The 24966-nt window shown below is 49.7% G+C and carries 22 protein-coding genes and 1 pseudogene; 13 read left to right on the top strand and 10 right to left on the bottom strand.

The annotated features are described in order from the left end of the window. Positions 1 to 313 precede the first annotated feature (313 nt). A complete protein-coding gene (locus DXN05_RS17520) occupies positions 314 to 949 on the bottom strand; it encodes an NAD(P)H-binding protein (RefSeq protein WP_116848576.1) in 636 nt (211 codons plus the stop codon). 94 nt (positions 950 to 1043) lie between these two features. Here DXN05_RS17520 and DXN05_RS17525 point away from each other — a divergent pair, with 94 nt between their 5' ends. The 6 genes and pseudogenes from DXN05_RS17525 to DXN05_RS17550 form a co-directional block, all read left to right on the top strand. After that, on the top strand, positions 1044 to 2759 hold the full coding sequence (locus DXN05_RS17525) for an IlvD/Edd family dehydratase (RefSeq protein WP_116848577.1): 1716 nt from the start codon (positions 1044 to 1046) through the stop codon (positions 2757 to 2759). A 35-nt stretch (positions 2760 to 2794) separates the two neighbouring features. Next, entirely contained in the window at positions 2795 to 3568 is a 774-nt protein-coding gene (locus tag DXN05_RS17530) for an SDR family NAD(P)-dependent oxidoreductase (RefSeq protein ID WP_116848578.1), read from the top strand. 23 nt (positions 3569 to 3591) lie between these two features. After that, positions 3592 to 4506, top strand: a complete 915-nt coding sequence (locus tag DXN05_RS17535; RefSeq protein ID WP_245975241.1) for an SMP-30/gluconolactonase/LRE family protein — start codon at positions 3592 to 3594, stop codon at positions 4504 to 4506. 139 nt (positions 4507 to 4645) lie between these two features. After that, a complete protein-coding gene (locus DXN05_RS17540; RefSeq protein ID WP_116848580.1) occupies positions 4646 to 5284 on the top strand; it encodes an MgtC/SapB family protein in 639 nt (212 codons plus the stop codon). A 10-nt stretch (positions 5285 to 5294) separates the two neighbouring features. Continuing rightward, positions 5295 to 6506 (top strand): DUF2252 domain-containing protein, encoded by a 1212-nt coding sequence (locus DXN05_RS17545; RefSeq protein WP_158559298.1) that lies wholly within the window; start codon positions 5295 to 5297, stop codon positions 6504 to 6506. Positions 6507 to 6619: 113 nt separating this feature from the next. After that, positions 6620 to 7291, top strand: a pseudogene (locus tag DXN05_RS17550) (ThuA domain-containing protein); the annotation flags it as partial. Between the two features lie 113 nt (positions 7292 to 7404). Here the strand turns inward: DXN05_RS17550 and DXN05_RS17555 are convergent. The 5 genes from DXN05_RS17555 to DXN05_RS17580 all read right to left on the bottom strand — a co-directional run bounded on the left by DXN05_RS17555 (position 7405) and on the right by DXN05_RS17580 (position 12558). Then, complete coding sequence (locus DXN05_RS17555) at positions 7405 to 8193, bottom strand: hypothetical protein (RefSeq protein ID WP_116848583.1); 789 nt, start codon at positions 8191 to 8193, stop codon at positions 7405 to 7407. A gap of 316 nt (positions 8194 to 8509) precedes the next feature. Then, a complete protein-coding gene (locus DXN05_RS17560; RefSeq protein ID WP_116848751.1) occupies positions 8510 to 9220 on the bottom strand; it encodes a 2OG-Fe(II) oxygenase in 711 nt (236 codons plus the stop codon). A gap of 377 nt (positions 9221 to 9597) precedes the next feature. After that, positions 9598 to 10371 (bottom strand): aquaporin Z, encoded by a 774-nt coding sequence (aqpZ, locus tag DXN05_RS17565; protein WP_116848584.1) that lies wholly within the window; start codon positions 10369 to 10371, stop codon positions 9598 to 9600. A 293-nt stretch (positions 10372 to 10664) separates the two neighbouring features. Then, a complete protein-coding gene (locus DXN05_RS17575) occupies positions 10665 to 11996 on the bottom strand; it encodes a DEAD/DEAH box helicase (RefSeq protein ID WP_116848586.1) in 1332 nt (443 codons plus the stop codon). A gap of 289 nt (positions 11997 to 12285) precedes the next feature. After that, positions 12286 to 12558 (bottom strand): hypothetical protein, encoded by a 273-nt coding sequence (locus DXN05_RS17580; RefSeq protein WP_116848587.1) that lies wholly within the window; start codon positions 12556 to 12558, stop codon positions 12286 to 12288. A gap of 195 nt (positions 12559 to 12753) precedes the next feature. On the opposite strand from DXN05_RS17580, the gene DXN05_RS17585 reads away from it, so the two are divergent. Further along, a complete protein-coding gene (locus DXN05_RS17585; protein WP_158559299.1) occupies positions 12754 to 13977 on the top strand; it encodes a BamA/TamA family outer membrane protein in 1224 nt (407 codons plus the stop codon). Between the two features lie 122 nt (positions 13978 to 14099). On the opposite strand, the gene DXN05_RS17590 is transcribed toward DXN05_RS17585, so the two are convergent. The 4 genes from DXN05_RS17590 to DXN05_RS17600 all read right to left on the bottom strand — a co-directional run bounded on the left by DXN05_RS17590 (position 14100) and on the right by DXN05_RS17600 (position 17261). Continuing rightward, on the bottom strand, positions 14100 to 15506 hold the full coding sequence (locus DXN05_RS17590) for a Gfo/Idh/MocA family protein (protein ID WP_116848589.1): 1407 nt from the start codon (positions 15504 to 15506) through the stop codon (positions 14100 to 14102). A gap of 266 nt (positions 15507 to 15772) precedes the next feature. Further along, the gene (locus DXN05_RS17595) at positions 15773 to 16198 is read right to left on the bottom strand and encodes an OsmC family protein (RefSeq protein WP_116848590.1); all 426 of its coding nucleotides are present in this window, start codon (positions 16196 to 16198) and stop codon (positions 15773 to 15775) included. Between the two features lie 289 nt (positions 16199 to 16487). Next, positions 16488 to 16658 carry a hypothetical protein gene (locus DXN05_RS24750; protein ID WP_158559300.1) on the bottom strand — a complete coding sequence of 57 codons (171 nt, stop codon included), beginning with the start codon at positions 16656 to 16658 and terminating at the stop codon, positions 16488 to 16490. A 42-nt stretch (positions 16659 to 16700) separates the two neighbouring features. Further along, positions 16701 to 17261, bottom strand: a complete 561-nt coding sequence (locus DXN05_RS17600) for a DUF6934 family protein (RefSeq protein ID WP_116848591.1) — start codon at positions 17259 to 17261, stop codon at positions 16701 to 16703. A gap of 234 nt (positions 17262 to 17495) precedes the next feature. On the opposite strand from DXN05_RS17600, the gene DXN05_RS17605 reads away from it, so the two are divergent. From DXN05_RS17605 to DXN05_RS17630, 6 genes are all read left to right on the top strand, one after another. Beyond that, positions 17496 to 18575 carry an efflux RND transporter periplasmic adaptor subunit gene (locus DXN05_RS17605; RefSeq protein WP_158559301.1) on the top strand — a complete coding sequence of 360 codons (1080 nt, stop codon included), beginning with the start codon at positions 17496 to 17498 and terminating at the stop codon, positions 18573 to 18575. Further along, complete coding sequence (locus DXN05_RS17610) at positions 18572 to 21658, top strand: efflux RND transporter permease subunit (protein WP_116848593.1); 3087 nt, start codon at positions 18572 to 18574, stop codon at positions 21656 to 21658. The genes DXN05_RS17605 and DXN05_RS17610 overlap by 4 nt, the downstream gene beginning before the upstream one ends. Beyond that, positions 21639 to 22976, top strand: a complete 1338-nt coding sequence (locus tag DXN05_RS17615) for a TolC family protein (RefSeq protein ID WP_116848594.1) — start codon at positions 21639 to 21641, stop codon at positions 22974 to 22976. Before DXN05_RS17610 ends, DXN05_RS17615 begins: the two co-directional genes overlap by 20 nt. 203 nt (positions 22977 to 23179) lie before the next feature. Further along, complete coding sequence (locus DXN05_RS17620) at positions 23180 to 23995, top strand: AraC family transcriptional regulator (protein ID WP_158559302.1); 816 nt, start codon at positions 23180 to 23182, stop codon at positions 23993 to 23995. Between the two features lie 66 nt (positions 23996 to 24061). Then, on the top strand, positions 24062 to 24400 hold the full coding sequence (locus DXN05_RS17625; RefSeq protein WP_116848596.1) for a c-type cytochrome: 339 nt from the start codon (positions 24062 to 24064) through the stop codon (positions 24398 to 24400). A gap of 43 nt (positions 24401 to 24443) precedes the next feature. Next, the gene (locus tag DXN05_RS17630) at positions 24444 to 24962 is read left to right on the top strand and encodes an anthrone oxygenase family protein (RefSeq protein WP_116848752.1); all 519 of its coding nucleotides are present in this window, start codon (positions 24444 to 24446) and stop codon (positions 24960 to 24962) included. Positions 24963 to 24966 lie beyond the last annotated feature (4 nt).

The raw sequence follows: 24966 nt of genomic DNA on the forward strand, positions 1-24966 counted from the left end.
TGCTGCTGTTTGAAGCCTTTTGCCGGTTTGTTTATGCGGCAACCCGGGTTGTACAACGAACGGTCAAATGTATTGTGTAGTTTACTATGTGTAATCGCCTATCTAATCGCGGGCAATTTAAACAAAAAACGTGCATATGAGGAATGTCTGGCAGCTGGGGCAGGGTTTCATTCGTCGAAATATAGCGTTAAGCGTGAATCGTCAGTCGGTGCGAGGGCGCCATCCACAATGCCCATGCCGGTGTCACCACCGGCATGCATCCAACCAGCGGCTGTGGGGACACAGCCGCGGGCGATACCGATGCGCCTCCTCTTCACAAATTTGCGGCTTCGTACACTTTTACCTTAGCGGCGCTGTTGCCGGCAATGCCGATCATCACACGGGCCAGTTTGCGCACGTGTACCGGTCTGAATTTTTTGAACATGCCGATGCCATTAAAGAAGCGCATGGCTTTTAAGAAAGTCAGTTCACCCATGCGTTTTTGTTTGCGTGCCCCTTCCAGCACGCCGGGGCGTAAAATATGGGTATGCAGAAAAGGCAGGGCCAGTATGGCTGTTTCGAGCGCGCCTTTCATGCGGAGATAAAAATGAGCAGCATTTATGCTGGCGCCTGATGCAGATACCAGCACATATACCGGCACCTTGTTAGCAGCGGCTGCAAGCGCTACTTCAAGCTGGTAAGTATAGTCTACCTGGTATTGCGCGTCTTTGCTGCCTGCCTGTTTCAGCGTTGTGCCCAGGCAGGAGAACAGTACATCGCCCTGCAGAAAATGCTGCCACCCGGCTACCTGGTTAAAATCAACCACACGCTCCTGCAGCTTGGGATGTTTTACATTGCTGCTGTGGCGTACAAAGGTTTTTACGTGTGCATAATCCCGGTGCTCAAGCAGCAGCTGTACCAGTGCAGAACCTACCATACCTGTTGCGCCGATAACGATTGCTGTTTTCATGTTGCCAGTGTTATAAATCCATAACAAACTGTGCTGCTAAATGTTTTGTGCGGCAAGCTTTTCGGGTATTGACTGTTTTTCGATAAATTGAACCATGGAAAAAACGATTCGCAGAAGCCAGGGCTGGTTTGGCCGCACCGGTAAGGATGGATTTATTTACCGTGCCTGGATGAAGAAACAGGGTATTGCCGCACACGAACTGCAGGGCAAACCCGTAATAGGTATTTGTAATACGTGGAGTGAATTAACTCCCTGCAACAGTCATTTCCGGGAGCTTGCAGAGGCCGTTAAAAGGGGCGTGCTTGAAGCAGGTGGTTTCCCGGTTGAATTTCCCGTTATGTCGCTGGGCGAAACATTGATTAAGCCTACTGCCATGCTGTACCGCAACCTGGTGAGCATGGATGTGGAAGAATCGATACGCGCCAACCCGCTGGATGGTGTGGTATTGCTGTGCGGCTGCGATAAAACCACACCTGCATTGGTGATGGGTGCCTGTAGTGTTGATTTGCCCACCATCGTGGTATCTGGCGGGGCTATGCTTACCGGCAGGCATGAAGGGCGCAATATCAGCACCAGCGATATCTGGCGTTTCAGTGAATCGGTTCGGTCTGGCAAAATGACCGAAGAGGCACTAACGCTGGCTGAAGCAGGCATGTGCCGCAGCGACGGGCACTGCGCGGTGATGGGTACTGCCAGTACCATGGCCTGTATGACGGAGGCGCTGGGTATCAGTCTGCCCCAGAACGCCGCCATTCCTGCGCCCGATGCAGCACGCAAGGTGCTGGCGCAATTATCCGGTTCGGCCATTGTGCGTATGGTGCATGAGGATGTGCGTTTATCACACATTTTAACAAGGGAGGCTTTTGAAAATGCCATTAAGGTAAATGCGGCTATCGGCGGCTCTACCAATTTTGCCATTCACCTGCTGGCCATTGCAGCACGTATTGGCGTGCAGCTTTCGCTGGAAGATATTGATACGGTGGCAGCAGGCATACCCTTGCTGGCCAACCTGCAGCCTGCAGGCCGTTATTTTATGGAGGATTTTTACTACGCAGGCGGCTTACCTGTTGTAATTAAAGAACTGTTGCCGCAACTGCATGCGCAATGTGTAACAGCAGCGGGCGCTACTGTGCAGCAGATCTATGAAGGCTGCGTAAATTATAATGACGAAGTGATTGCCGGTATACAGCAGCCTTTTAACGAGGTGTCGGGTATTATGGTGCTGAAAGGCAACCTGTGTGAAAATGGCGCGGTGATTAAACCCGCGGCTGCCAGTGCACACCTGATGCAGCATACAGGCAGGGCTGTGGTGTTTGAAGATATTGACCATTACAAGGCGTTGGTAGATGATCCTGACCTGGATGTACAGGCGAATGATATACTGGTGCTGAAAAATGTGGGTCCCAAAGGTTATCCCGGCATGCCTGAAGTGGGTAATATGGGTTTGCCGGCCAAGCTGCTGGCCCAGGGTGTTACCGATATGGTGCGTATTTCTGACGGACGTATGAGCGGCACCGGTTTTGGCACCGTGGTATTGCATGTTTCGCCCGAAGCGGCTGCAGGTGGTACGCTGGCCATTGTGCAAACAGGCGATATTATTACGCTGGATGTGCCTGCCCGTAAGCTGGAAATCGCTTTGTCTGCCGAAGAAATAGCAGCACGCAAAGCGCAATGGCAAAACGCGGTTAAACCTGCTGCACGCGGTTATGTACAGCTGTACCAGCAGCATGTACAACAGGCGCACCTGGGGGCTGATTTTGATTTTCTGCAGGGCGGCTCCGGTAGCGAGGTGTCGCGTGATTCACATTAATTAAGAACGATTGTACGAAACGATAAACCTTCCATATGAGTATGCGATTTAAGCACAAAACAGCACTGGTTACCGGTGCTGCACAGGGAATAGGATTTGAAATTTGTCAAAGGCTGGCAGCGGAAGGGGCTACTGTTTTGCTGAATGATATTGATGCAGCACTGGCACAGCAGGCGGCTGCAGCTATCAGTGCACAAGGATTGCAGTGTACTGCGCACCCCGGTGATTCGGGCGATGTTCAGTTTGTAAGGCAGTTGGTGCAAACGGCTGTTCAGGAACATGACGGTATTGATATTGTGATTGCCAATGCAGGCATTACCCTGTTTGGTGATTTCTTTACATATACGCCCGAGGCGTTTAACCGCGTAATGCAGGTAAACCTCGGCGGCAGTTTTTTCCTGGCACAGGCTGCAGCCAATGAAATGAAGCGGCTGGGTAAGGGGGGAAGTGTGTTGTTTACTTCTTCCGTTACCGGGCACCAGGCGCATAAAAATCTTGCGGCCTATGGCATGAGCAAGGCTGCACTGGAAATGCTGGCGCGCAACCTGGTAATTGAATTATCACCGTTTGGTATTAATGTAAACACCATTGCCCCGGGTGCTACCTTAACCGAACGCACCATGCAGGAGGCAGACTATGCCAGTGTGTGGAGCAGGCTTACACCAATGGGCAGACCGGCGCACACGGCAGATATTGCGCAGGCCGCCCTGTTCCTGGTGAGTGATGATGCCAGGCATATCACCGGGCAAAGTCTGGTGGTAGATGGCGGGTGGACTTGCATTAGCCCTTCGCCGTACCAGGAGGTTTAACACGTACACTTTAAAAAACACATATGCTTACAACGATTCGCTTGCCAATGAATGCAGTAGTAGCGCATACCAGTATGCTGGGCGAAGGCCCGGTATGGGATGCGCGTACCCAAACCATTTGCTGGGTTGATATACTGAGTGGCGTGCTGCACCAGTTTAATACCCGCACCCAACAACACACCAGTTTGCCTGTACACCAGCTGCTGGGTGCCGTAGCCGTTTGTACCAATGGTGATTTTGTTGCTGCGCTGCAGCAGGGGCTGGGTTTTATCAACCGTGATACCGGCGCCATAAAAATGATCGATGCACCGGAATGTCATTTGCCCAATAACCGGTTTAATGATGGCAAATGCGATCCTGCCGGGCGTTTCTGGGCAGGTACGGTTTCCTTGTCTGAACAGCCGGGAGCAGGCAGCATTTACATGCTCGACAACAACCTGCAGATCGTTAAAAAAATCAAACACCTCACTATTCCCAATGGCATGGCCTGGAGTGCAGATGCGCGTACGTTTTATTACATTGATACGCCTGCATATGCAGTAACAGCCTGTGATTACGATGATGCTACCGGTGATATCAGCGCCAGGCGCGTAGTGATACGCATCCCTGAAAAGGACGGCGCACCCGATGGTATGACTATCGATAGTGAAGGCATGTTGTGGATAGCGCACTGGGATGGCTGGCAGGTAACGCGCTGGAATCCGCAAACGGGTGAACAGCTGCACCGGGTAGCATTGCCTGTTGCACGCGTTACCTCCTGCACATTCGGTGGCGAAAACCTTGGCGATTTATACATTACTACCGCACGCAAAGGGCTATCTGAATCAGACCTGGCTGCGCAGCCGCTTGCCGGCTCGCTGTTCGTGGTACCTGACTGCGGTTTTACCGGTGTTGCGGCAGCGCTGTTCCACGAGCAGCGTGTGGCGGAGGCGGTATGATAAACAGGAATAAATGCCGGCATGTCGCCGGCATTTATTCAATACTCACTATGCCAATGGCTGTGTCTTCACAGCCATTCTATAAAGTCCCGCCTTCTTTGCGCTTCTTTTTGTACATTGGTCTGTACAACTTGTCGCTATGCATTTTGCCATACCGCTATACCTGCAACAATTGATGGTTGCGTTGCTCATTGGTGCAATTATTGGCGCCGAGCGTGAATACCGCTCCAAATCTGCCGGCTTGCGTACCACCATACTCGTAAGTGTGGGCGCCTGTTTGTTTACACAGTTGTCTGTTTTAATCGGCGGCAGCAGCAATCCCGATCGCATTGCTGCCAATATCATCACCGGTATCGGCTTCCTGGGTGCCGGTGTTATTTTCAAAGAAGAAAGCAAGGTTACCGGCATCACCACCGCAACAACTATCTGGATGGTGGCTGCACTGGGTATGGCAGCCGGCGCAGGTTATACCACCGGTGCATTTGTTGCAGGCACTATGGTGCTGCTGATTTTAGTGGGCCTTATCTATGTACAGGACTGGATAGAAACACTCAACCAGTTACGCAGCTACAAAATAGTCTGCCCGTTTCGCCAGGAAACACTGGAGCGGTATGAGGTGCTGTTTAAGCAATATAATTTAAAAGCCAAGCGTGGCAGGCAGAGCAGGATAGGTGACGAGATCACCGGTAACTGGCTGCTGCAGGGTACTAAAAAAAGTCATGAAGCCCTGGTGCAGTGCCTGCTGCAGGACACCGAGATTAAAGAATTCGATTTTTAAATACTGGCACATGGCAACTGTTTACGATCGCATAACGGCTTACAACCACAACCGGGTGCCCGAACTGCTGGCGCTCAAATACCGTTTTATCAGTGAAGATCCGTTCCGGTTTTTCAGGGGTACCTGTCATCTGTTTTATGAAGACCTCGCCAAACAAATCAGCTGGAAAGATAATACCCGCGCATGGATATGCGGTGACCTGCATCTCGAAAATTTCGGCAGCTACAAAGGGGATAACCGTGTAGTGTATTTCGACCTGAATGATTTTGATGAAGCCATCCAGGCGCCTGTTAGCTGGGAATTAGTGCGCCTGCTTACGAGCATTTATATTGCCGGCAACCAGGTAGGGTTTGATGAACAAACAGCTGAAGTGTTGTGCCAGGACTACCTGGATACTTATTTGCATGTACTGAAAAACGGGAAGGCTTTGGCTGTTGAGAAAGAAACGGCAGAAGGGTTGTTGCGCTTTTTTCTGCAACAGGTGAAACTGCGGCGGGAAAAGGATTTTGTGCAAACCAGGCTTACGCTGAAGAAAGACCGTGTGCGGTTGCTGATCGACAATAAGAAGTCTATGCAGGTAACTCCTGAGACAAGGAAAAAGATTATCCGGCAAACAGACGAATGGCTGCAGGCGCACGAACCGCTGAGCCGCTACCGCACACTGGATGCAGCTTATCGTATTGCCGGTACCGGCAGCGTGGGGCTGCAGCGCTATGTATTGCTGGTACAGGATAAGAAAACCAACCGGCTGCGGTTGCTGGATTTAAAACAGGCCACACCTTCTTCCCTGCAACCCTATGTGTTACTACCGCAGCCTGACTGGAAAAACAATGCAGCACGCATTATCGCCATACAAAAACGCATGCAGTATGTATCTCCCGCATTGCTGCACGAAGTGAAAATAGACCGCATGCATTTTGTGCTAAAAGAACTGCAGCCCACCAGTGACCGTATGAACCTGGCCTTGTGCAAAGGCAAACGCGGTAAGCTGAATACCATTTTATCTACCATGGCCCTGTTAACGGCTTCAGGGCAGCTGCGCAGTGCGGGACGTGACGGTTCGGGTATTGCAGACGAACTGATTGCTTTTGCCGACGCAGGCAGCCGCTGGAAGAAAACCATCCTGCAGTATGCCAAACAATATGCAGCACAGGTAATGAAGGATTATGCATCGTATAAGGATGCATATAAAAACAGCAAAGCCGGCAGTAAATCCGCGTAATTGAATACCTTCATCTGCACTTATCAAACCAACTGCCTATGTTTTCTTTCAACCGGTATGGCATTTTGCTGATTGTATTGTTTGGCCTGTTCTTACCTGCTGCAAGGCCCTGTATGGCGCAACGCAATGCGGGCAAGCCTTTTAAGGTGATCGGCTTTTTTACGGCAAAGCATGATCTTGCACATATCAGCTTTGTACATGAAGCCAACCGTTGGTTTGCTACAATGGCAGCGGCCCATCATTTCAGCTATGATTCTACCGATAACTGGGATAACCTGAACGCCGGTTTCCTGAAAAACTACCAGGTAGTGTTGTTCCTCGATACACGTCCTGAAACACCTGCGCAGCGTGCTGCTTTCCGGCAATACATGGAACAGGGCGGCGGGTGGATCGGTTTTCATTTTTCGGCTTTTGCACTTACACCCTCTGATTATCCGCAGAACTGGGATTGGTATCACAATGAATTTCTCGGTTCAGGCGAGTATGGTTCCAATACCTGGCGCCCCACTTCGGCCATACTGCGTGTAGAAGATGCAGCACACCCGGCTATGAAAGGGCTGCCGGCTACTTTTAAAGCATCGCCCAATGAATGGTACAGGTGGCAGAACGATCTGCGTAAGCATAAAGATATTGATATATTGCTGTCTATTGATTCAACCAGCTTTCCCTTGGGTACAGGTCCCAAACAGCATGAAATATGGCACAGCGGTTATTATCCCGTGGTGTGGACAAACAAACGCTACCACATGCTGTACGTGAATATGGGACACAATGATATGGATTACGAACACCATACCAATGCCACGCTCTCCAATACATTCGGCAATGCTGTGCAGGATAAAATGATCATCAATACCCTGTTGTGGCTGGGTAATGCGCACAGGTAACAGCAACTGTATTATTCATGGTTCCCGTGGCTGGCAGGCAGGGTTTCTTTTTGCTCATCCAGCGCCCGGTATACGGCAGTGGCTATCTCTGCTACCAATGCCTGCGGATTGTTGCTGCCGGTTTCAAATTGCCAGCTTTGCAATGGCGCCTCCTGCTGTGCAGACAACAGCTGGATATTGGCTACCAGTGTATCATCTGCATCCGTTAGCGTGCCGGTAATGCTTAACGCTGCAGGCAGCAGGCCATGCCCTTCCTGGCCGCCTTCCCGTGCATAAGGGTATACCACTGCGTTTAAGCCGGAACGGGCAGTCAGTTCACTGGTTAACTGTTCACCCAACTGGTGCACCAGCTCTTCGCTGATGCCGGGCGTACCTTTCATTAAAGGATGCACGGCAATGGATAATCGCTGGTTAGCAGTTTCGGCAGGCTGTTCTGTGCTGCCGGGCACATGTTTGCTGAACGCAGGTTTGTAGCCACCCTTGGGCACACTGATGCGAATTTCATCATTTGCTCCCTTGCTGGTATAATAGCTTTGCAGTAATGTACGCAGGCGTATGGCATAGATGCGGATGTTGGCGAGGTGCTTGGGATCAAAGGTAGCGGGCAGACCGAGGCCTTTCACTGCAATACGGTGTTCTTTGAGGGTGTCTTCGCGTCCTTTCAGTTTTTCGGATACGACGAATTTCAAAAAATTACTCAGCACTTTTGAAGAGCGGAACATTTCTGCTTTCAGTATTTTATTTAACTGCCGCAGAATTTCTTTGTCGCTGAAAGTATGGTTGGCGTTAGTTGTATTCATTACAGCGCTTATTAATTGAGCAGGGAAACGCTGCCACGATGGCAAGCTTGTTATCATACTAAATTTAATAAAATCGTTTGCGGTAATGTGGGTGTAACCGTTACATATCGCAATATTACAAGTATCAGCGTGAAAGATACATGGGGATTGATCTTTGCGGATCTTTATAGTGAGTGGTGAGCGGTCGGAGCGGGTATATTGGTGAAGGGGCACTGGTGAATAGTCAATAGTGAATGAAGCGGCGCATCGCTTCCGTTGGAAGCTTTGGCGCGGGTGAGGGTGAAGAAGGTGGCTGTGGGGACAACCATTTAAACAGCTAACTCAATGCATCGTGAAAGATGATGCCGAGTGTGTGGCGTTCACCGCTGTGGAGGCGGCTTACGCCGTGTTTCATGTTTACGCGGTAGTAACCACGACTGCCTTTCACAGGTCTGAAACTGGTGGTGAATAACAACATGCTGCCTTGTGGTGGCTGTAGTACTATGGCTTGCGATTGCGCACGCGGAACCTGTTCTGTTAATACAAATTCACCGCCGGTATAATTTTTACCTGCGTCATTTAAAAACAGTACCAGCTGCATGGGAAACCAGATGTCTCCATACAAATCCTGGTGCAGGGTATTGAAGCCGCCTGCGCCGTATTTCAGCGTAAGCACGGTGGGATGTACCTGTTTGTGGCTGTGACACAGCTGCTGCAGGTGATGGAATGAAACAGGAAAGCTGGTGCCTATGCCCAGTTGCCGCATCCATTCATTGGCAACCGGTGCAAGCAACGGGTACACGGTTTCGCGCAACTGCTGAATCAACGCAGGCAAAGGATAACGGAAATATTTATACTCGCCCAAACCAAAGCGGTACCGCTCCATTTTAATGGTTTTGCGGTACAGGTCTGCGTTGTATTGCTGGATAAGCTGGCTGCATTCTTCTGTGCTCACAACATCGGGTACAAGGGCATAACCCTGCTGGTGCAGTTGTTGTGTAATAGCGGTCCAGTCTTTTGTGCGGATGCGTTCGGAAATAGATAACATAATCATTTGTTCTGCCACAAAACTAGCTGCGGTGCCACGGCACAGCAACCCGGTTCTTGCGGCATTTAGGGAGGGATCACTGGTGAATAGTCAATAATGAATGAAACGGCGCATCGCTTCGCCGGTGGCTGCACACCGCTCATTATTGGTGAAGAAGGTGGCTGTGGGGACACAGCCACGGGCAGGTTACGGCATTACCGGTGAGCACGTTGAAAGTCCTATGCCGGCTGGTATGCCAACATAGGACTTAAGAAAAGGGATTCGCAGTATCGCCGCAGGCGATAAGTATTGTGTTATTTAATACTCGCTTAAATAGTCTCGACGTGTCGACTGTCGATTCCCGATGTTTTTCCACTCACGACTGACGATTCACGCGCTTACACCCTGTTAATCGAAATGTCTTCGTGTACATCCACCATTTTCTTGGTTACCACTTCTTTTTGTTCCAGTGTTAGCTTCCAGAAAACGGCAGCGGTAACGGCGCCCAGGATTGGGGCTACAATAAATAGCCACAATTGCTGCAGGGCTGCACCACCTGCAAACAGGGCAGGTCCCAGGCTGCGTGCAGGGTTTACAGAGGTGCCGGTGATGGGTATAACCACCAGGTGAATAAGCGTGAGCGACAAACCTATGGCCAGTCCGGCCATACCGGGATTGGCTCTTTTTGCGGTAGTGCCGAATATAACGATGAGGAAAATAAAACTGAATACCAGTTCGGCCAGGAATGCCGCGGTTAAGGAATAATGCCCCAGGTAATCAGCTCCCCATCCATTGCAGCCCAATACATAGGGGTGCATCACGAAATCCGGCCTTCCTGAGGCAATCAGTAGCAGTATACCGGCGCCTGCAATAGCGCCAAGGCATTGTGCAATTACATAGCCTACGCAATCTTTAAAACTCAACTGGCCGGCAGCCAGCATAGCAATGGAAATAGCCGGGTTTACATGGCAACCTGAAATAGGCCCGATGGCATATGCCATTACCGTTACTGTTACGCCGAATGCCAGCGCAATACCCAGCAAACCAATGCCTGAAGGGGCAACACCTTCTATGTTTGCGCTTGCTATTACAGCAGATCCGCAGCCAAACAATACGAGGCAAAGCGTACCAATAAACTCAGCAATGTATTTTGAACTGGTTTTTGTTTCCATATGGTTTGTTTGAATGAATAATAGATGCCAGCACAAAATAGCCACTGCTTCCGCAGTTTTCCAATATGTAACGGTTACTGCATGGCGGGAGGAAATGACCGCGGCAGACAGAGATGGCAAATAAATGCAGGAACAAGTGGGCGGGAGGCAAGGGGCAATGCGCAGCGGATAATTTGATTAGTAGCAGTTTAGCGATTATGCTGCTATAAACCCGTTGCAGGCACAACAAACGAAACAGGTATAAAAGCACGAAGGATGCGGTTGGTAAAGCCTGCATCCTTTGCGTGTTCTTTTTATTTTTTCCGGCCGGCGCGCGTTTTGGGCTTGCCGTACTTCTGTTTCATTTTTTCTGCGTGGGTGATTTTCTGGTTGGTTTTACGGTTCTTCGCTTTCTTCTCATGAAATGCAGGTCCGGATACGCCTTTGTTGGGCAGCTTTACCGGTATGGTTTTCATGTGCACTTTGGGTATCTCGTCTTCTGTTAATACAGTTGAAATAACGAGGTCTTCAGGCAGCGGTGTTACGGGAATGGCGAAGTGCATCAGTTCTTCAATGGCCTGCTGCTGTTCTTTTTCACGCGGGGTGATAAAGGAAATCGCGATGCCATTTTTGTCGGCCCTGCCGGTACGGCCAATGCGGTGAATATAGTTCTCGGGTACTTCAGGCAAATCGAAATTGATGACGTGTGTTACTTCGGAAATATCAATACCCCTGGCCACGATATCGGTTGCGATAATAAACCGGTAGGTGCCGTTGCGAAACTGTTTTACGGTATTGAAGCGGTGATTCTGTTCCTTGTTGGAGTGTATAACGCCGGCTGCACCGGGATAGGCTGGTTCCAGTTGTTCAAACAGCTGGTCTGCCAGGCTGCGGGTGGCGGCAAATATCATTACCCTGCTCATTTCGGCATCACGTTCCAGCAACAGCTTCAGCAGGTTTACCTTGGTGTAAAAATTGGGCACTTCGTACGCCTGCTGGTCAATATTCTCTAACGGTGTGCCTGCAGGTGCGGCTTCAATTTTTACCGGGTTGTTGAAGTATTCTTCCAGCAGGTCTTCCACTTCGGGTGTAATGGTTGCAGAGAACAGGAGGTTCTGCCTTTTCGGCGGAAGCAGGTCCAGTATGTTTTTCAGCTGTGTGCGAAAGCCGAGGTTCAGCATTTCGTCCATCTCATCTATCACCAGTTTTTTAATAGCCTTTAACCGCAGTGAACCACTTACCACCAGGTCGTACAGCCTGCCGGGTGTAGCCACTACTATGTCAAGCCCGTTTTCCATGGCTTCTTTTTGCGGGTTGATGTTCACGCCGCCATATACGCCTGCCACTTCGAGGGTCATGTAGGCAGTGAGCTTTTTAACGGCTTCCACTACCTGTACTACCAGTTCGCGGGTAGGTACAATCACGAGCATTTGCGGAAAGCGTTCCTTTGAATATTTCAGCTGGCGCAGGCAGGGCAGCAGGTAGGCAAAGGTTTTACCTGTGCCGGTTTGTGCAATGCCGCACACGTCCTGTCCGCTCATGATCACGGAAAATACTTTGCGCTGAATGGTGGTAGGCTCGGCAAATCCAAGATCGTCAAGGGCGTTGAGCAGGGGCGTATTTAAGTTGAGTTCGCTGAAGGTCATATGCAATGTAAAACCGCGAAGGTAAGCAATATCGGCAATCGTGAGCCGTGAGTTGTCAGCCTGTGCGGGTCCGTGGTCGAGAATCGAGAGCCGACACGTCGAGACTATCTTAGCGAGCCTGTAATCTTAGCAAAGACTATTGCGGAGATCGTAGCGCAGTTTTTAACCACAAAGAACACGAAGTTTTACGCAGAGGGCACAAAGAAGTGTGGCGCTGTTAAGCCATTGAGCCATCCAACCATTGAACAATTGAACTATTAAACAATTAAACTATTAACCCATTGAACATCTAACTGCTGGGCGTTAAGATGTCAGGATTGATGGTAGTGGCTTCTACGGAATCCTGGGGTTTTACTTCGGCGGCAAGTTCTTTTAGTTCTTCGGCCTGGGCTTCGGTAGTGGTGTATAACAGGTATAGGGAGAAAGAGGCATCTATGCCGGTGCCGGATTGCGTGGTGTTGGATTGCGTGATGGCGATCTCTTTATGACTGGTAAGCCATTCATTGGCGCGCTGTTGCAGCAGCTCGGCTGATTTTTCATGGAAGAGCTGAATCTTGTACATAGGTTGGCTTTCTTTATTCCGCAACAAATTCATGCCAATGATGATTTAACGGGCTACGTTTTTTGTTCACGCATTTGCGTTAAAATTAGCCGCCATCTTATTCCAGGGCGTTGTTTTCGCTTATTCATGCAACTGAGCTGCCTGCGGAACGGCTTTTGTACTAACCAGCACCGGAACCATTTCAATTGCATGCGAATGAACAGATGTTTATACCTGCTGGCCTTGTTATTTTTGTTACACCCGGCTGCCTATGCATGGCAAATACGCGACAGTACACCGCCCAATGGCACTACCATGCCCGTTTTGCACGATACAACACCTCCTAAAAAGAAAAGCTTTCATTTATTCGGGGCGCCTGTAAAAGGGCCTGACAAGGGGAATTTATTGGTCAACCCGTTTTTTCTGCCGGGTTATTCACCAGATATTCAATTCAGTCTGGCGGGCGGTGCTATCTTTTCTTTTAAAACCAATAAAAAAGACAGCCTGCTGCCGCGCTCGTCTGTGCCCATTACTTTGACTTACTCTTCCATTAAATCATTCATCGCCAGCTCGGGGTGGACAACCTTCTGGATGCATGACAAGCTGCGCATCAATGCGCTGATACAATACAAAGCATCGCGCGATGCCTATTACGGTGTGGGATACGAAAAGGCTATACACACCAAGTTTCCTGATTCAACCAATTTCTGGCGCAGCTTCTTTATAGCGCAGGTGCGACCGCTATGGAAATTGCGCAGGCACCTGTTTGCAGGCGTGAGCCTGGATTTTAACCAGAATGTGTTGTGGAAGATTAACAAGCATATGGCGCAGGATCCCTATTACCTGCAAGCCGGCCAGCACATTGTAAACACAGGCATCGGCGGCATATTAAGTTATGATTCGCGCGATTATCCGCAAAATGCTTACAGGGGCTTGTACAGTGCATTCATCTACACTTTTTACCGGAAAGCGTTTGGTGGCAATACGCATTTTGGTGCGCTGGATTTTGATACCCGTTATTACCTGCCCATCGGGAACAGGAAGGGCCGCACGCTTGCGTTGAACTGGCGTTCCAGGTACGATTTCGGGCAGGCGCCTTTTACCTCCATGATCAGTCTTGGTACTTCCAATGATTTGCGCGGGTTCCGGTTCGGGCAGTTCAGGGATTTTTTCCTGAACTATTTTATTTCGGAATACCGGCATAAATTCTATAAGCGCAATGGCGATCCGTCGCGCTTCGGATTCGTGGTATGGGGCGGTGCAGGTGCTATCGGCGGCAGTTTTGGTCAATCCCTGTTTACCCGTGCCCTGCCTGATTTTGGGGTGGGTATGCGCTTTGAAATACAGCCCAGGCTTAACCTGCGTATTGATTTCGGTTATGCGCCATCTGAAACCGGTAACCACAATGGTACTTACTTCAATTTTCTTGAAGCATTCTGATGAAGTATTGTATAGCTTGAATAGGGCGCAAATAAAAACGCCTCCGCGGTGAAGCGGAGGCGTTTCATAATATAGGCCCGTTCTCTATCAAACAATCAAACCAATAAGCCATACAGCCATTATCAGCTGTTTTCCAGCTGCATTTTCTCCGGGTTCCAGAATACGATCTTTTTATTGAAATAGCTGTCATTACAGGCCAGGGCTGGCGCTGCAGCCCTGAAGCCGAAGGTGGCATCTTCCACTATTTGTTTGCTGCCGCGGATGGCGTCGAAAAAGCGGGTGATATGGTCGAGGTGGTCGCTGTATCCGGGAGGCGCTTTAAAATCGATGTCATCCTTGTGCGGTGCACGTCGTTCGGCATCGGTATATTTCTGTTTGTAGGCGTCTGTCAGTTGCTGCTGCATGCTTTTGGGGTAGGTCATTACCGCATCATAACCGCCAAAGCCGGGTGCCTTGGGCATAATGCTGTGTTTTACAGTAAGGCCGTTGTATTTGATATCAATCACGCCTTCATCACCCACCAGGCGGATGGTTTCGCCGCCGCCTGTGCCGCTCACAAAATTTACCTGCAGGGTAAGCTGGAAGGCAGGGTGCGCAGCGGTATCGGGGTATTGCAGAATGCCGGTCATTACATCGGGCACATTACGGCCGTCTTTCCAGTAAGAGAGCTGGCCGCTGGCGTAGATCTTTTCAGGTCCTTTTGAACCTGTTATTACGTGTGTGCCGGAGAGCAGGTGTACAAACAGGTCGCCTGCCACGCCGGTGCCAAATTCCTTGTAGTTGCGCCACCAGAAAAACTTCTTGGGATCGAAGGGTATTTTGTTCATGCCTTCCACATAACGGTTCCAGTCAACAGTATCCGGACTGGCATCGAGTGGCATGGTGTACTCCCAGGCACCGATGGCGTTCTGGCGGTCGTACACTGCATTTACCATATTCAGCTTGCCTATTTCGCCTGCCTGCAGCAGTTCCTGCGCCTTAGCGTAAATGATGCTGCTTACGCGCTGGCTGCCTATCTGTATAATGCCCTTGCTGGCGAGCGAGGCATTTACCACATCCATTCCCTCGCTTATTTTGTGCACCATCGGCTTTTCGCAGTATACGGCCTTGCCGGCTTTCAGGGCTTCTTTGGTGATGCGTGCATGCCAGTGATCGCTGGTGGCAATGATCACGGCATCCACATCTTTACGGCCCAGTATTTCCTGGTAGTTGCGGGTGGTGAATATTTTATCGCCGTAGAGTTCTTTGGCGTTGTCGAGGCGGCCATTGTACAGGTCGCACACGGCTACCAGTTCAACGCCCGGCACTTTTAGCGCGGTGGCTGTATCACCATGCCCCTGGATGCCGAAGCCGATAACGGCAAGACGGATGGTGTCGTTGGGAGAAAAGCTTTTGTTGTAGCGGATCATACGTTCTTCAGCCTGTTCGCGGGCAGCGAAACTGCTGAGCGGGCCTGCGGCCATTAAAAGCGAAGTTGCGCCGATCTGTTGCAGAAAACGGCGCCGGGAAGCAGACGATAGTTTTGGCATGCAAAGGTGTTTTTGAGAGGAAATGAATTTGTTTTTCTGAAGTTAAGCTGAAGGGGGGAAAGTTTCAAGTTTAATGTTTGAAGTTTCGCGTTTGAAGTTTCGCGTTTGAAGTTTCGCGTTTGAGGTTTCGGGTTTGAGGTGTTCCCAGGTTTCAAAGTTCAAGTGTTCAATTGGAACAGTCCCGGCTTCATGCTATCCGGTTATCCCAAAAAAAAGAAAAGGCCCGGCCCCGGGGCCAGACCTTCTTATATAACTGTACGGATATATTAGCCTGCGTAGTTCACAGTTAAAGTGATGTTCACTGAAGCGAGGGCTTTTGACAGCGGGCAATTGGCTTTGGCGGCGTTGGCAAATTCAGTAAACTGTTCTTTGCTTACACCGGGGATAGCCGCTGCGGTTAATTCCAGGTGAATGTTGGTGATGCTTAAAGAGCTCATGTCAAACTCAACAGTAGCCACAGTGTCGAGGTCGCCGGGCGTAAAACCACCCTGGGTAAGTGCAGAGCTGGTTGCCATGGTAAAGCAGGCGGCATGCGCTGCGCCCAGCAATTCTTCGGGGTTGGTACCAACGCCGTCAGCAAAGCGGGTATTGAAAGAATATTGCGTTTTGTTCAGTACTGTGCTTGGTGTAGAAATTGTACCGCCGCCATTTTTAAGATCGCCGTTCCAATGTGCAGATGCTGTGCGTTTCATTTGTGTAGTTTTTATGTTTGAATGTTTGTTTAACCTGGTATCAGCGTTGTAATAACAACCTGTTTGCGTTTTGGTTGTGTGATTTTTCTGTTACCGGGTCATTTTTGCTGCACAAAGGTATTGAGGCGGTAGCTGCCGGGAAATTGCCATTTTATCCTTTCTATGGTACTTTTTTCCCCGGCTAACTGGTTATAAGTAAGTGCTGGAACAGGCAATAGTGAATGAGCGACAGTATGCACAAAAAAAGAGCACCGCATGGGTGCTCTTGCTTTTTAGTTGTTGTATGCGATTAGATGGCTCTCAGCATTTTCATGAAGAGATCGGCCTGTTCTTTTGTTTTAATGACTTTACCCAATGAAGAAGTGTTACCGGATTTGCGGGTTACTTTAACCTTCCTGTTGCCGTGCAGCATGGCTGCTTCGGCGTGAAGTTTGGCTTCCTGTAATATTTTTTCTTTCATAGCTGTGTAAAATTAGTGGAATTTCGGTATTAAGGCAAAAAATTATGGCTGTGGTTGTTTTGCTTTGAAAATGAAGTAATTATATAACCTTGGTGCAGTAACGGCTTCGCCTTTTTCGAGTACCACAGGTAACGCTAATATATCGCCATCTTCAAACTCAGGTTGGTCTTCGTGTGACCTGAAATAACGCACGTAATAGTTCACGCCATAGATGTCAAAATATGAATGCAGGTAATCGAAGTTGTTTTGAATGCACCTGTAGTACAAGTAGGCCCGCGACATAGTAGAGCCATCGATACCGAGGTATTTTTTCGGATGCTTGTTTAAGAAGGACAGCCCTTCAAATACAACGGTGGAGAAAACTTTCGAATGATGCCGGTGCGGCAGTTTTACTTCGTCATCTATCTGGTCATTGGCGTCAACAGGGCCGAACGACAGGTTAAGCACGTCGGGCATAAACGGGTGTTCATCCATGCTGATGGTTATGCCAAGTGTAACCTTTTCGCCGTTTTTTAGTTCAGCTTCAAAAGTGCTGTAGTTGAGTTTATCTACCGGTTGTGCGGTATACTTCTCTTCAAAGTTGATTTTAATATTCAGTGCCATGCTATGGGTGTTTAATTGGTGCTGTTGTATATCGCCTTTCTGCTGGTTGGTGGTAAGAGTAAGGTTTGCAGTAAATCACACAGTTGCAGTTTGTTCATTTTATACAGTGGCGCATAAACGCAGGCGTGCGTTTATGTGTAACGGTTACATGAACTGCTACTTCCCTGGCTTTGGTAATTTCAGGGAACAAAATGAACCTGAGGGCATTAATCTATGCAACAAAGCACGTTTACTATGCATGTCATCTTCACCCGGGCAGCTGTCGTCTTTCGTTCCGGGTACATTGCTGCAGTGCTGGTTATACTGCAATCCTGCTCTTCGCCTGGTGGCAAGCAACACAACAATACAGATACCGGTTCTATTGCAATACCCGTAGTAGTAAGCCGTACGCAAAGCCTGCAGCAGGCGGGTGTGCTGGTACTCAGCGGTTCGGCAGAAGCCAATACCACCACCAATGCCAGTTTCTCCGTTAGCGGCAAAGCCACAACCGTAGTACCCAAAGAAGGGGATGCAATTGACAAAGGCGTACTGCTGGCTGCATTGGATGCTGCCAGTTATCAGTACAGCCTGGATGCTGCCAATGCAGAGCTGATGAAAGCAACCGATGTGTTTAACCGTGCCACCATTATGAAAAACCGTGAAAGCCTTACGGAAGCGGACTACCAGAAAGCCACGGCTGCCCTGCAACAGGCGCAGGCACTGCAAAAGCAGGCCACAAAAGCCCTGCACGATACACGGCTGTATGCACCTGCATCGGGCATTGTTGCCAAACGTAATATAGAACCAGGTGAAAATGTAGCAATGGGTATTCCTGTTTTTACCATTGTATCTATACAGCCGGTTTATATAAAGGCCAATGTACCTGAAGCAGAGATTGCACGGGTGCACAAAGGGCAAACCGTGCAGGTAACTATTCCTGCATTGAACCGCCAGTTCAGCGGCACCATTACGGAGATAGGGGCAGTAGCTGATGCGGTATCGCGAGCCTATACCGTGAAGGTAACGGTGCCGAATAAAGAGCAGCAGATACGCGCCGGTATGATTGCCAATGCCACGCTGCAAACCAATGCCAGCAGCACCCGCACCATGTTGCCCGGCACGGCGGTGCTGCACGACCCTGATGGCACCTCGTTTTTATTTATTGCAGACAGTTTAAAGAAGCGGGCCTACAAGCGCAATGTATCTATAGGGCAGCTGGCCGGCAGTGAGGTAGAAATTACTTCCGGTCTTACCGGCAGCGAACTGATTGTAACCGGCGGCCAGCAAAAACTGCAGGATGGCGCCTTTATTGAATTTAAAGCACCGCATCCATGAATCCTGTAAAAGCTTCGCTGCAATACCCGCAGGTAACCTTAACCGTGCTTACACTGGTGGTGTTGCTGGGTGTGTACTCGCTGCTTAATATGCCGCGCAGGGAAGATCCTAAAATAACCATACGCACCGGCCTGGTGGTGGCGTTTTATCCCGGCGCCAATTCTTTGCAGGTAGAAGAGCAGGTGGCTAAAAAGCTGGAGCAATACCTGTTTCAGTATGAAGAGGTGCGTAAGGAGAAAACCTATTCCACTTCCCGCGATGGCGCTGTTATCATCAATGTAGAACTGGAAGAATGGGTGAAAGATCCGGATATCTTCTGGTCTAAACTGAAACATGACCTGCAGCTTGCCAAAATGCAGGATTTACCCAAGGGTGTAATCGGCCCTATTGTGAATACTGATTTTGGCGATACCATTGCCATGCTCATCAGCCTTGAATCGGACGAGCTTGGCTACAGTGAACTGAAGCATTACCTGCAAATGGCAGAAGACCGTTTGCGTACCTTGAAAGCGGTGTCTAAGATAAAACGGTATGGCGAGCAGCCGGAGCAGATCACGGTTACGTCCAATTCATCAAGGCTGGCGCAGTATGGCATCAAATACCAGCAGGTAATGCTGGTGCTGCAATCGCAGAACGCCATTAGTGCAACAGGTGATATCAAAACAGGTGTTAACCAGGTGCCGCTGTATACCACCGGTTATTTTGGAACAGAACAGCAGATTGCCAGCCAGATTGTTGGTGTATCGCCCAGTGGCGGTGTAGTGCGGCTGAGCGATGTGGCAGACATCAAAAGGGCATATGCAGAGCCCACCACGTATTACACCGTGAACGGCCATAAATCGATGATGCTGTCTGTTGAAATGCAGGAAGGCAATAACATTGTACAGTTTGGCAAAGATGTAAAAGCCATATTGGATCAGCTGCAGCAATACCTGCCATCGGGCGTTACCATCAATACCATCGTTAACCAGCCGCGTATTGTGCAGACAAGCGTGAATGATTTTATCCGGGAGTTTTTCCTGGCCATTGTTTCCGTGATCGTGGTAACCATACTGCTGCTGCCTTTGCGTATTGCGGCGGTGGCTGCCATGGCCATACCGGTAACCGTGGCGGTAACTTTTGCCATGCTGCATATGGTAGGCATAGAATTGCAGCAGGTATCGCTTGCCGCATTGATTGTAGTGCTGGGGATGGTGGTGGATGATGCAATTGTGATTGCAGACAATTATGTAGAATTGCTTGATGAAGGCATAGACCGGCATACGGCTGCCTGGCGCAGTGCGGGCGACCTGGTGGTGCCGGTGCTTACGGCCACGGCAACCATTATCGCGGCATTTATGCCAATGATCATCCTGTCAGGCTCGGTAGGTGAGTTTATTTTTTCATTGCCGGTTACGGTATCCATTGCACTGGCTTCTTCCTTTGTAGTGGCCATGCTGTTAACGCCATATTTGTGCAGCCGTTTTATTAAAACCGGTTTGCACAAAGCCAAAGGCAAACCGGGCAAGCCGGCTAAAAAATCAGTGCTGGATTATATGCAGGATGGGTATGATAAGGCACTGGGCTGGTGCATGCGTTTCAAGGGCATAACACTGGCCGTGGGTCTTATATCAGTAATTGCAGGTGGTATGTTGTACTTTGCTTTAAAGCAGAAATTTTTTCCTGCAGCAGAACGCAACCAGTTTGTGGTAGAGCTATGGATGCCCACAGGCACCAGGCTTGATGAAACAAAAACGGCATTGAACCGACTGGTGAATGAAATAAGGCAAGACAAGCGTGTAACCAGCTATGCCAGCTTTGCAGGTACCAGTGCACCGCGTTTTTATTATAATTTTTCTCCCGAGCCGCCTGTAACCAATTTCGGGCAAATACTGGTAAATACCGAAACCAATGAAGCAACCGGGGAAGTAGCCGCATCACTCGGCGAGCTTGTTACACAACTGGTGCCGGAGGGCAGGCCGCATGTACGTTTAATGCAGCAGGGCTCGTTGCTGCTGGCGCCGGTAGAAGTGCGCATTGTTGGTACAGAACTGCAGCCCATTAAGGAAATAGGAGAGCAGGTGCGCAGCCTGCTGGTGAAAACCAGCGGCACCGATAATGTGCGCACCAATTTTATGGAAGACTATTACGGGGTAGATATTAACCTGAATGAAGAGGGCAACCGCCTTGGCTTTTCAACAGCTACTGTTGCCACCAGCACCTATATCGGCTTCAGCGGTTACCCGGTTACGACCATGTATGAAGGAGATAACCCGGTAAACATCGTGATGCGGCTGGATGAGAACAACCGCAGCAATTTTACGGAGCTGGCCAACACTTACGTAAGCTCGCCCATCACCGGCGCCAGTGTGCCCCTGCGGCAAATAGCCACTATTACACCACAGTGGGAAACAGGGCGTATTGTACGCAGAAACGGGGTACGCACACTGAGTGTACTGAGCGAAGTGCAGGATGGTGCACTGGCATCTGAAATACTGAAAAAAGTAAAACCAGCCATTGCCCGCATTCCACTGCCACCGGGCTACCGCATTGAATATGGCGGTGAAGAAGAGAACCAGAAAGAAACATTCAGCCAAATGCTGGTTGCGCTGGGCATTAGCCTGCTGCTCATTTTCCTGATACTGCTGTTCCAGTTCCGCAACCTCCGGGAAACACTGGTGGTGATGACGGCTATACCGCTTAGTCTTTTCGGGGCATTGCTTGGCTTGATTATTACACATAATCCATTTGGTTTTACCTCGTTTATCGGTTTAATCAGTTTATCGGGCATCGTAGTGCGCAATGCCATTATACTGGTGGATTATACCAATGAACTTATTGCTGCGGGGAAAGACATTCCGAGTGCAGCTGCCGAAGCAGGCAAACGCAGGCTGCGCCCCATCTTTTTAACGGCCATGGCTGCGGCAATTGGTGTGCTGCCCATGATATTATCGGGATCGCCCATGTGGAGCCCGCTGGCCAGTGTATTGGCAATGGGGGTATTGTTTTCAATGGTCATGGCCCTGCTGGTGATACCTGTATTGTTTACAACAGTAGTGAAACCACATCATAAAAAAGTACAAAATGAAACTGCACAGGCATAGCCGCATACTGCTGCTGGTGCAGCTGACAGGCGCGGTGTTTTTTGCATCGGCACAGGATACTGCCCTGCATATTACCCTGCCCATAGCCCACCAGATGGCGCTGCAGCAGAACAGGCTGCTGAAAATAGCACGCCTGCGTGTGGAGGAAAGCCGCGATTCCCTGGATGGCATTAGCAGTAAATATTACCCGAATATCAATGCAACCGGTGGTTACCTGTATGCGGGTAAGACCGATGTGGTGATACCGCAGGGTAAGTTCGGCAACATCGCCAGTGTTCCCATTCCCGACCGTGACTTTAAGCTGTTTGAAGGTGATCACAACATGATACTGGCAGGCGCCAATGTTGTGCAGCCAATTACACAGTTAACCAAGGTGTCAACCGGTGTAAAGGTGGCCAAAACCAATGTGGCACTTGCGCAAACACAGGTGCAGAAGGCCGAATGGCAGGTAAGGCAGGGGGTGGAGCAGCTGTACTGCGGCATACTGCTGGCACAACACAAACAGCAGCAGGCTGCAGCCAATATACGCCTAACAGAAATTCAGTTGTATGATGTGGAAAGCGCGTTGATGGCTGGTGAAACAGATTCAACCAATCACTATGGCCTGCAGGCGCAACTGGCAGCGGATGAAGAAAAACAATTACAGGCGAACTACGATATTGCAGACTACAGCGCCAGTCTTGCAGAGTTGCTGGGTTTGCCGGTTAACACGCGTTTTGAGCTGGCACCATTACCGGATAGTCTTGCAGTATTGCAGCCGGTGGAGACGTATGTAAGCCAGGCAAACGATAAAAATCCCGATGTGCAGGCGGCTGCTTTAACTGTTCAGAAAGCGGGTTTAGGCGTTGCCTCAGCGCGAAAGGAGTACACGCCTGATTTGTCTTTCATTGCAGGATTTTCTTACCAGAGTGTGTTTGATTTTTTACCGGCCTCCAATTACCAGGCAGGCTTGCTGCTCACCTGGAAAATACTCGATTTCGGTACCAGGAAGTCGGTTGTGAAACAGCGGCAACACCAGCAGGCAGCGGCCACGGAGAGCAAGCAATACACATCAGATCATGTAAGCGCTGCTGTTCAAAAAGCTTACCGGCAGGCGCTGCAGGCACAGGCCCTGGTAACCGCCGCACAAAAGGCTGTGCTTTATCGTAAAAAGCAACTGGAGTTTAAACAGGGCCAGCTGGCGGCAGGCAGTATCTTAAAAAGAGAGATTGTACAAACCCGGGCAGACCTTACAAAGGCTGAAACAGACCTGTTTGCGGCGCAAATTAACTACCGGTTAGCGTACACCAGTTTGCTGATTAGTGCAGGCATGTATTAGCGTGAACCGTGCGGCGTTAGTCGTGCGTGAAGAAAACATCGAGAATCGAGAATCGACAGTCGAGACGATCTAAGCGAGTATTAAATGATCAGCATACTATCGCCGGGGTGATTTAAAGCAAACATGCTCGTAGCTTACAGCTGTTTGCTGCCGCTCATCCATTGGTTTCACTGTTTCAAACGGGGTTTTGTAACTTCATGCCCATGCAATACACACTTCTTCCGCCACCGGCCGCCCTGCGGCAATTTGTTCAGTACTGCTGGACGCTGGAAGAAGATTGCGCAGGCACAGCTACCAAAGTATTCAAGCCATTGGCAGATGGTTGCCCTGGGCTGGTATTTCAGCAGGAGACAGGTGTGTACCACGATGAAGAACAGAAACGTTTACCCGGTATTTTCCTGTATGGCCAAACCATCAAACCCAGGGAAATGCATTTGAGCGGTCAGCTTAAAACTTTTGGGGTGGTCTTTTATCCGCATGCCGTTAAATCTGTGTTTGGTATGGATGCCGGTGAATTGACTGATACCTGTGTTGATCTCGATTTTCTTGCGCGCGGCAAAGGCTTCCGGCTGAATGAACAATTGAATGAAGCCGCCTCAGGCGAACTGCAGCTGGGCGCATTGACTGCTTACCTGCAGGCAGAACAGCGGCTGCATACCGGTGCCGCTGATGCGGGAATGGATTACGCGATTGATGCCATCATCCGCAGCAATGGCAATGTGCCGCTGAAAACACTGCACCGGCAGCTGTACATAACAGAACGCAGCTTTGAGCGCTGGTTTAGCCGTTACGTAGGCATCGCACCGAGTGTGTTTGCAAAAGTATGCCGTTTCCAGGCAGCCCTGCAGCAAATGCGCAGCAACCAGTATCACCGCCTTACTGATATTGCGTTTGATAATGGCTATGCCGATCAATCGCATTTTATCCGCCAGTTTAAAGCCTTTGCAGGCTGTTCTCCCAATCAATTCCAGCAAAAGACAACCGGGGTGGTATCTAATTTTCCTGTTTTGATACAATAGCAGAATGTCGGTTTTGTTCAATTTCTGCGGCCGGGGTTAAGGCAATTTTGTTCTAAAGTATCATACATGAAAAAATGGACAACAATAGCCCTGGTTATTGCAGGTTTACTGTGGTTATGCCATACCGATTATGCGCAACCCTATGCCGCGGCCACAGCGGCAGATTCGGCACAAAAGCAGGCTGCACTGGATGTATTGCAAACAAGGTGTAATACCTGCCATGTTGCACAGAACCCGGGCAAAGTATTTACAGAAAACAATATGAACGGTCTTGCTGCGCGTATTTACAAACAGGTCTTTATTAAACACCGCATGCCCAAAGGCGGTGCAAAGCTCAGTGATGAAGAGCAAAACCGGCTGCTGAACTGGATTGGCAGCCTGCTGCCGTTGCGCCAGGCAAAATAGGTGTTGGTTATGCTTGTTTATTCAACTTTTATTGATGTATACCATGTCTCTTTTACATAAATTATTGCTGCTTGCAACTGCTGTAAGCACCGGCCTCATGGCCGGTTTAATGTATGCCTGGTCGTGCTCGGTAGTACCCGGTATCACGCGCCTGCCAGACAGTGGTTATATCAGTGCCATGCAAAGCCTGAACCGCGCTATTCAAAACCCCTTGTTTTTCGCCAGCTTCTTCGGCGCTTTGTTTTTGCTGCCCTGGTGTGCCTGGGTGTTTTACCGGGAACCCGATGGCATCGGGTATGGCTACCTGTTTGCTGCGGCCCTTGTGTACGCGGTGGGTGTAATGGGCGTTACCATTTTCGGTAATATCCCCCTTAATAAAATGCTGGATGCTTTTCCCCTGCAACAGGCCAGCGATGCGGATATTGCTGCACAGCGCCGGTTGTTCGAAATGCCCTGGCGTAACCTGCACACAGTGCGCACCGTATCGTCTTTTATAGCGCTGGTGCTGGTAGTGCTGGCCATGCTGGCCAGGTACAAAACAATGCTGCCGGATTCACATTAGCGGC

The organism is Deminuibacter soli, from assembly GCF_003412455.1.
In the GTDB taxonomy this organism is placed as follows: domain Bacteria; phylum Bacteroidota; class Bacteroidia; order Chitinophagales; family Chitinophagaceae; genus Deminuibacter; species Deminuibacter soli.